Raw genomic sequence first — 7,897 nt, 5'->3', positions numbered from 1 at the left:
TACCGCCGCGCCGCCGACTCGACGGCCGCTGTCTGAGGGAACGGGGACCACCCGCGCCTCTGCCTCGGCCGGGGTGTCGAGTATGAACGATCGAATGGCGAACCTGCGGGTACGGATCGCGGCCGCCCCCACCGCGTCGTGCCCGCGATCGTCACTCTCGCCGGCTGCCTCATCACGAACGACAACTCAGGACACCGGAGCTCGACAAGGTGGCCGATGACCTGCGGCAGTTTTTGGAGCTGCTGGAGCAGTCCCTGACCCGGTTCATCGTCGACGGCGATCCGGGATGCCTGTAAGCGCGGACTCGAGTGCCCATTGTTTTAGCTGGCCGCAGTTGGAAAGCCTCAATCGGCAAGGCTTGAGCCGTTGCGCTTGTTGGCGAGGAAGCGTGCCTTTTTCTCGCGATTTCCGCACGTGTTCATGTCGCACCATTTCCGTGTGCCGCCGCGGCTTGTGTCCAAGAAAGCGGCTTGGCACGTTGGCGATGCACACAAGGAGATCTTTCCCTCTCGCTCTCCTGCGAGGAGGCTGATCGCATCGGCCGCGATCACGCTGAGTGCATCTTCCAGGGAAGCAGACTTCAACTGCCATTCTCGGGCACCCTCTGCCGTAAGGATCGCCGAGGCCAGCCCCTGGGCACTGCAGTCATTGATGACTTGGACGGCTGAAGAGGGAAGCGGGTTTTGGTTTGCCACGGCGGTGGCAGCTGTATGAATTGCTTCCCGGAGCTCTCGAGCCCGTTCGAGCTGGGGCTGGGTACAGGAGGCAACCGTCAGTCCATTGACCGCCAACCAGTCCATGAGCCGAGAGGGCACAGGAATTCGCTCCAGTGGTTCACCGCAACGCTCCGAAAGAGTTCCCGTGAAGCTGGTCGCCAGTACTTTACCCAGGCGGAATTCTGGGAAATAAACAGTAGCCACGGAACCACCTTAGCCGGTTGCTTCATGCGACGCAAACGTGTTAGAACCGTCCAAGGCGGTTCTGCATGGACTCGGGGTTCCCAGGCGATCCTGAGCAGCGGCAGGTGTCCGGCCGCCAAATGGGGTGACCCGGCGACGAACGATCGCTGCCGGCGTCGGAGGGCTCCAGGCATGCCTCGTCCAAGCCGGAGGTTGTTCATGATGGTGGATTTAGCGGTACTGCCGACCTATATTGCGGTGATTCTGCTCTTTCTCGCTCCGCCCGGTCCTGACATGGCTTACATGGTTGCGGTGGGCCTTGAAGGTGGTCGCGCGTCCGCGGTGAGGGCCATCCTCGGCATAGGGACAGGTATGTGTGTCTATGCCGCTGCTGTCGTTGCCGGGATGGGCGAGATTGCGCGATCGCATCCTTCGGTGCTTGATGCGGTGCGGATGCTGGGTGCCGCATATCTGCTGTGGTTGGCGTACGTGACGCTGCGGAATGCGCGTCGTGCGATCAATGGACACGGTGATATCGCGACAGGCAGGTGGTATCTGCGAGGAGTGTTGGTCAGCCTCACGAATCCCAAAATAATTCTCTTCTACCTCGCGGTTCTCCCGCAGTTCATAGGTGATGCAGAGAATCCAGAAGTTCAGATGGCCGTGCTCGGTGCAATCAACGTCCTGATGGAGGTACTTCTTTACGGGGCTATTGGAGTGTTGTCGGGATTCTTTCATGCGCGACTCACCCGTTCGACAAAAACGACGGCTGTACTGAATTATGTTGCATGCACCGTTTATGTTGTGCTCGCGGTGGCGATCACTGTTGAGATTCTCCTGGGTGATCTGAACGCACCATCCGGTTAGTACGCCAGCGAGGGTGACCCAGCGGGACCAGGGGGCGTAGCAGGGCCCCGGGGAGAGTCACGTTCGCCCGGTTTGACTATGTAGGACGAGAGTTGGCGCCCCGAGCGCGCTGCGCGACCTGGCCCGCGCCACCGGGGTCCTGCTCGACATCCACTCAACTCTCCCCTGTGGCACGCTCCTTTCGCCAATGGGCGAACGGCTTCAGCACACCGCGATAGAAGAGATACTCGGGAGTCTCCTCGATCGAATCCCATCCTCGGTAGAGGCTCACGTTCCTGATGTGTGGAGCCTCGGCCCGCAGAGCATCGAGATCGTCGAGCACAGTTGAGCTGAGACCGGGGTCACCGAGGAACTGCCAGAACACATTGTGGCCGGACGCCGCGTCGAGTTGATCGGCCAAGGCCGGGCCTTCCGAGTGGAGGCCCCAGAAGAAGAACAGGACGAGGGTCGGGGTGTCGCCCTCGGGAAGGTTCAGCGCAATCTCCTTGACCGCCTCGCCCGGGTCCTCCGCATCGAAGAGTGCATAGCGCTCCGCGTGCTGGGTGAGCAGGTTTACCGGTGCGGCATCCCGGGAGAGCAGGGGCGCTCGTGGCAGTACCCCCCAGTCCGCGATCCACCGTTCGGCATCCGACAGTCGAAGACTCGGCAGACGGTGCGCCTGTGACGTGTAGATCCACGTGCCCACATCCGACGTGGGCGACATGACCTCGCCCAGCACGGCGGCTCTTCGCACCATATCGGCCACGGTCCCGGCCTCGAACGGATGACGATGCGCCCCCGGGAGGGCCAGAACCACCCTGATTGAGTTCCGCCGCACACCGCTGAAGCGTGCAGCCGCGGATGCAGTAATTCGGCCTTTACGCAGGTTCATCCCGTCTTTCAGCAGGTGCACTTCACCAGATGTCATATCCGGAGGGTATGGCCCCAGGGCTCCGGGGAGAGTGGCGCGTGCCAGGTCGCGCAGGGTGGCCATGACGGCGGGGGCGTGGTGGCGGCGGCCTGGCTGGCGTCTTCGGCGAACGTGACGTCCTTGGTCCAGTGGACGGTGTTCTCGATGATCCAGTGGCCGCGTGCCCAGGCCGCGATCTCGGCTGCGTCGGCCTGGTGGGCGGCCAGGTCGGTGACGGCGTAGACCGTCTCGGTCTGCCATTTCCTGGCGCCGATGCGGCGGCGCTTGCGGTGGATGCGCACGACCTGACGGGCGTGGGGAAACGGCAGCCCGTCGACGGTGACGACCTTGACCTCGCGGACCTCTTCGCGGCCGTGTCCGCGGGTGCGGGAGCGGTCCAGGACGGGAATCTCCCTCCATGGCAGCGTCCTCAACTGGTCCGCGAGCGTGGGCTGGTTGTTCTTCACCAACAGCAGGTAGTGGGCGTCGCGTTGCTCGACGAGGTAGCGGGCATGGTCCTTCTGGGCGTGCGCGGTTCGCAGCCTGGGGTTGCCGCCGTAGACCGCGTCGTCGGCGACCTGGGCGATTCATTTCATGCGCGGCAGGTCCGACAGCAGTCCGATCAACTTCCGTACCCGGAAACGGGGTTCGACCTGTATGAACCGTCCCGCTATCCGGCTCATCAGGCCCTCGAACGCCTCCTGCCAGCGGGCAGGCTCTACGCTGTGACCTGTAACCACCGCGTGATCGTTTGTCGTCACACATCGATGATCAACGGGTGGCCGCACCCGTCTCCAGCGACGCGTCGGGGTCGCGCAGCGTCCGTCCGCCGTCCTGTGTCAGGAGGACATGTGCAACGAGGCGAAGTCTGGGCGGAGTTCGACGAGCGGCGGCCGGTCGTGCTGCTGTCGGGAGACGACGCGTCCGGGATCCGGGTGATGCAGGTCGTCGCTCGGGCGGGTGTCGACATCACCGGTCTCGGCGTCGAAGTGGCAGTAGGCGCCGTGGAAGGACTGCCCTTTGAAGGCGTGCTTCGGATCGCGTTGCCGCGTCCGGGCTTTACCCCTTGCACGTGGCTGACCACCGTGTCCCGGGACGACCTGATCGAGCGGGCGGGCGCCCTGTCCTCCGCGAAACTCAGCGAAGTCGAGAACGCCCTCCGTCTCGGTGAGCAGGCAAACGAGTGGATCCCGGCGACGACCGCGAAGCTCAGCGAAATACGGAACGCCCTCCGTCTCGGTGGACTCGGGTAGGCGGAGAAGGAAACGGACGCCCGTGACGGCGTGGTCGGTCTCGTCCAGATGATCGACGCCTCCAGCTGCCTCCTCGGCGCCCCTCACGATTGAGATCACGAACTACGACTGAAGTATTGGGGTCGAGCGGTGCCCAAGTTGAAGCAGCTGCATGCCGGCCATGCCCCGGCAGTCCTGGCCTTCGAGCGTGCGAACCGCAGCTACTTCGCCGCCTCGGTGCCCGACCGCGGTGACGACTTCTTCGACGAGTTCACCGACCGGTACAGCGCCCTGTTGGCTGAGCAGGAGGCCGGCATCTGTGCCTTCTACGTGCTTGTTGCCGAGGAGGGCGCGGTTCTGGGCCGCTTCAACCTGTACGACCTCGAAAACGGCACCGCCGAGCTCGGTTACCGGGTTGCGCAGCACGTCGCCGGTGGCGGCGTGGCGACCGCGACCGTTCGGGAGTTGTGTCGGCTGGCGGTGGCGAGGCACGGGCTGCGCACTCTGCGGGCAGGCACCTCCCGCGAGAATGTTGCGTCTCAAAGAGTGCTGGTCAAGGCCGGGTTCGTCCTGGTTGACCCGGCCGACCTCGGTGATAAGTCAGGCCCCTGGTACCAGCGAGACTTGGTAGTGCAGAGATAGGCCGTGATCTTGCTGATGGGCCGGCTCCTCTCCCGTGCCATGGCCAGGTCCCATTCGTCTCCTGGGGCGCCCAGCCGCTCGGCGCCCTTACCTCCGCCCTCCCCGCCACGTACACGGGCACGCACTCGACCCGGTGGGGCGTGCGCGCCCGCGTCCCTGCCGCCGCTATAGCTGCTCGCGGTCCCGGTGGGCCGCCGCCGGGACTTGGGTCGACGCGGCTCCCGTGCCGGGGGAGGGCCGTCGACGACTACGTTCCTCGCAGGGCGAGAGCCTGGTCGTGTGCGGAGGGGATTTCCGGCGCGGTCGTGGCGGCCAGGGCCCAAGGGCCGGAGGACGTGAGGGAACTGGATCGGGGCGAGCGGCGAAAGACAGGTGAAAGCCCAAAACTTCGAAGCATTCCCCAAGATGATAGGAGCCTCGATGACCGTCGAGCCAGGCGTCCGCACGGGGGCGGAGAGCGATGCCTTGGTCATTGCGCGGTCCCGGGATGAGCCCGAGGCATTCGCCGTGCTCTTCGACCGGCACGCGGATGCTGTACACCGTTATCTGGCCCGCAGGCTCGGCGGCGAGTCGGCCGACGACCTCATGGCGGAGACCTTCACCACTGCCTTCCAGCAGCGGCACCGGTACGACCCCGAGCGGGCAGCGGGCGACGATGCCCGGCCCTGGCTGTTCGGGATAGCGACCAACCTGGTCGGCCGGCACCGGCGGGCCGAGGCCCGCCGGTTCAAGGCGCTGTCCCGCATCCCGGCGCCCGCCGACCACGAGGAGCCGCTGGCCGACCGGGCCGCGGCCCGGGTCGGAGCAGAGGCCGTACGCCGCGAACTCGCGGCGGCACTTGCCGCATTGCCCGCGCGGCACCGGGACGTGCTGCTGTTGGTGGCGTGGGGCGGTCTCGGCTACGAGGAGGTGGCCCAGGCCCTCGGTGTGCCCATCGGCACGGTCAGATCACGGCTGCACCGGGCCCGCAGCAAGCTACGCGAAGCGTTGGGCGGATCCGATCCCACCACACTGCGAGAGGCATCCGGCCATGAGTGACGAACTCGAACTCCTGCGGGACTGGGACGCGGACGCGGCCCCGCTCACCGAAACGACCCGGGCGCAGGCCCGCCACCGACTGCTCAACACGATGACGCGTACCGAGCGGCGCCCTGACACCGCACCCAGCCGCCGCCACGTGCTGCGCCTCGCGGCAGCCGCGGTGGTCACCGTGGCGGTCACGGGCACGGCGATCCTGATCGCCCCGGACGGCGCCGACGAGGGCGGCCGCGCCGATACGGGCACGAACGCCCCGCGGATGCGCAACGCCGGCGCCGTGACGGTGCTGAACGGGGCGGCAGCGCTGGCGAGCAGGCATGAAGGGCCCGTGGCGCCGCGCAACGACCAGTTCATCTACTCGAAGCGCGTCATCAAGGAGACGGAGCAGAAAACCGGCGCGGTCAAGACGTATGTGGACGTGAACTGGGACTCGGTCGACGGCTCCCAGCGGTCCTTGACCATGGAGCTCGGCCGAGTGATCTGGGAGGACCCCATGGGGGAGAAGGAGAACGTGTGGCCGCCCAGGGAGTGGAGCGCGCTGAAGAAGCTGCCCACTGACCCCGAGCAGCTCATCCGGGGCATCATCGACGGCGGTATGTCCGACAAGCCGCTCGACGAATTCACCGCGTGGGAGTGGTACGACGCTTACTTCATGCTCGGCGAGCTCTTGAAGTGGCCGGTGCTGCCCGAGGGGCTGCGTCCCGCCGCTTATGCGGCGCTGGCCTTGGTGCCCGGAGTGAAGGCCACCCCGGGGGTGAAGGACTCTGCCGGGCGTACCGGGGTGGGGATCTCCTACCCGGCGGGCCCGTCGGAGAAGGGCAAGTACCTCATCTTCGACCGGGACTCCTATGAGTTCCTGGGCTTCCGCGATGAGCGCACCTCGCGGTCGGGGAAGAAGACGTACATCCAGCTGTCGCACGTGGTGGACTGGGCGATAGTCGACCGCTTGAGGCAGCGCCCTTAGTCCTTAGTAGGCCTGTTGCGGCTCGCTGTCTCTGCGGTCGGGCGGCAAAGGGAGTACTAGGCAGCCATTCGCCGCTCCGTGGCCGCCAGGTACTCCCGCAGTGTCCGGCGGGACTGGACGAGCGTGTCGATCTGCTCGTCCAGTCCGGCGATGCGTGCCCGGAGCAGGTCCAGTGTCTCCGGGCAGGGCTTCAGATCGGGGGCCGCGCCGGTGACGCAGGGTTGGAGGTACCCGATCTCCTGGGTCGACAGCCCGGCGTCGAGCAGTTTCCTGATCTGGGCCACGGTCAGCACGGCGTCGTCGCCGTACTCGCGATAGCCGTTGTCGCCGCGGTCGGGCACCAGCAGGCCCTGGGCCTCGTAGTACCGCAGTTGGTGCGAGTTCACTCCGGTCCGTCGGCTCAGCTCCCCGATCAGCATGCGCGTTCCCCCCTTGACCTTCATACCGGTGTGAACGTTGACGATTGTGCCACCGATCATCGAAGGAGCGCATGATGCACACAGGTACACCCGTCACGGTTCTGGGCCTCGGGCTGATGGGCGGCGCCCTCGCCGGGGCGTTCCTGCGCGCGGGACACCCGACGACCGTGTGGAACCGCACGACGTCCAAGGCCGACGACCTCGTGGCTCGCGGCGCGGCGCTCGCCGAGTCCCCGGGGGCTGCGATTGCGTCCGCCCCGCTCGTGGTGGTCTGCGTGTCGGACTACGACGCTGTGGCGGACGTCCTCCACGGACCGCTCGACGGTCGGGTTGTGGTGAACCTGACGTCGGGCACGCCCTCGCGTGCCAGAGCACTCGCCCAGGAGGTGGCGCGTCGCGGCGGCGGCTATCTCGACGGCGGGATCATGGCTGTCCCGGAGGCCGTCGGCACGGCCGACGCCGTGCTCGCGTACAGCGGGCCGCGACCGCTGTACGACGCCCATGAGTCCACGCTGGGCAGTCTGGGAACGTGCCTCTACCTCGGCGATGACCCCGGACTGTCGGCCACGCACGAGATGGCCACGCTCGTCCTCATGTGGGGCATGCTCGACGGATTCCTCAACGGCGCCGCGCTACTCGGCACGAACGGTGTGTCCGCCACGGCGTATCTCCCCATCGCGCAGACGGCGATCGACACGGTGGCCGGCTGGCTTCCGGGCTATGCGCGGCAGGCCGACAGCGGCGTCTACCCGGCCGACGACGGCACCATCGACACCCATCTGGCGGCCATGGCCCACGTGATCCAGGAGAGTGAGTCGCTCGGCGTCAACGCCGAGCTGCCGAGGCTCGTCAAGGCGCTGGCCGAGCGAGCGGCGTCCGCCGGTCACGGCGCCAGCGGATACGTGGCGCTGGTGGAGCAGTTCCGCACGCCCTGAGTCGTGCGGTGG

9 protein-coding genes and 1 pseudogene are annotated in these 7,897 nt (G+C 66.5%); 6 read left to right on the top strand and 4 right to left on the bottom strand.

What is annotated here, in order from left to right; genetic code table 11:
* Positions 1 to 344: 344 nt before the first annotated feature.
* The gene (locus tag M8H82_RS19305) at positions 345 to 920 is read right to left on the bottom strand and encodes a CGNR zinc finger domain-containing protein (RefSeq protein WP_250075727.1); all 576 of its coding nucleotides are present in this window, start codon (positions 918 to 920) and stop codon (positions 345 to 347) included.
* Between the two features lie 198 nt (positions 921 to 1,118).
* Between M8H82_RS19305 and M8H82_RS19300 the strand changes: the two genes are divergently transcribed.
* Positions 1,119 to 1,766, top strand: coding sequence for a LysE family translocator (locus tag M8H82_RS19300; protein WP_250075726.1), 648 nt, complete (start codon positions 1,119 to 1,121; stop codon positions 1,764 to 1,766).
* Between the two features lie 154 nt (positions 1,767 to 1,920).
* Here the strand turns inward: M8H82_RS19300 and M8H82_RS19295 are convergent, their stop codons facing one another.
* Positions 1,921 to 2,673, bottom strand: coding sequence for a VWA domain-containing protein (locus tag M8H82_RS19295; RefSeq protein ID WP_250075749.1), 753 nt, complete (start codon positions 2,671 to 2,673; stop codon positions 1,921 to 1,923).
* A 30-nt stretch (positions 2,674 to 2,703) separates the two neighbouring features.
* Positions 2,704 to 3,188, bottom strand: a pseudogene (locus tag M8H82_RS19290) (ISAs1 family transposase); the annotation flags it as partial.
* 318 nt (positions 3,189 to 3,506) lie between these two features.
* Here M8H82_RS19290 and M8H82_RS19285 point away from each other — a divergent pair.
* From M8H82_RS19285 to M8H82_RS19270, 4 genes are all read left to right on the top strand, one after another.
* The gene (locus M8H82_RS19285) at positions 3,507 to 3,908 is read left to right on the top strand and encodes a type II toxin-antitoxin system PemK/MazF family toxin (RefSeq protein WP_250075724.1); all 402 of its coding nucleotides are present in this window, start codon (positions 3,507 to 3,509) and stop codon (positions 3,906 to 3,908) included.
* Between the two features lie 129 nt (positions 3,909 to 4,037).
* Complete coding sequence (locus M8H82_RS19280) at positions 4,038 to 4,529, top strand: GNAT family N-acetyltransferase (RefSeq protein WP_250075721.1); 492 nt, start codon at positions 4,038 to 4,040, stop codon at positions 4,527 to 4,529.
* 420 nt (positions 4,530 to 4,949) lie between these two features.
* Entirely contained in the window at positions 4,950 to 5,567 is a 618-nt protein-coding gene (locus tag M8H82_RS19275) for an RNA polymerase sigma factor (RefSeq protein ID WP_250075719.1), read from the top strand.
* Entirely contained in the window at positions 5,560 to 6,531 is a 972-nt protein-coding gene (locus M8H82_RS19270) for a CU044_5270 family protein (protein ID WP_250075718.1), read from the top strand. Before M8H82_RS19275 ends, M8H82_RS19270 begins: the two co-directional genes overlap by 8 nt.
* A gap of 56 nt (positions 6,532 to 6,587) precedes the next feature.
* Here M8H82_RS19270 and M8H82_RS19265 read toward each other — a convergent pair whose 3' ends face one another.
* Positions 6,588 to 6,950, bottom strand: coding sequence for a MerR family transcriptional regulator (locus M8H82_RS19265; RefSeq protein WP_250075716.1), 363 nt, complete (start codon positions 6,948 to 6,950; stop codon positions 6,588 to 6,590).
* 71 nt (positions 6,951 to 7,021) lie between these two features.
* Here M8H82_RS19265 and M8H82_RS19260 point away from each other — a divergent pair, with 71 nt between their 5' ends.
* A complete protein-coding gene (locus M8H82_RS19260; RefSeq protein ID WP_250075714.1) occupies positions 7,022 to 7,885 on the top strand; it encodes an NAD(P)-dependent oxidoreductase in 864 nt (287 codons plus the stop codon).
* Positions 7,886 to 7,897 lie beyond the last annotated feature (12 nt).

The organism is Streptomyces sp. YS415 (assembly GCF_023544665.1).
Taxonomy (GTDB): Bacteria; Actinomycetota; Actinomycetes; order Streptomycetales; family Streptomycetaceae; genus Streptomyces.
The sequence above is the reverse complement of the archived record's forward strand: the minus strand, read 5'-3'. Positions and strand labels throughout refer to the sequence as shown.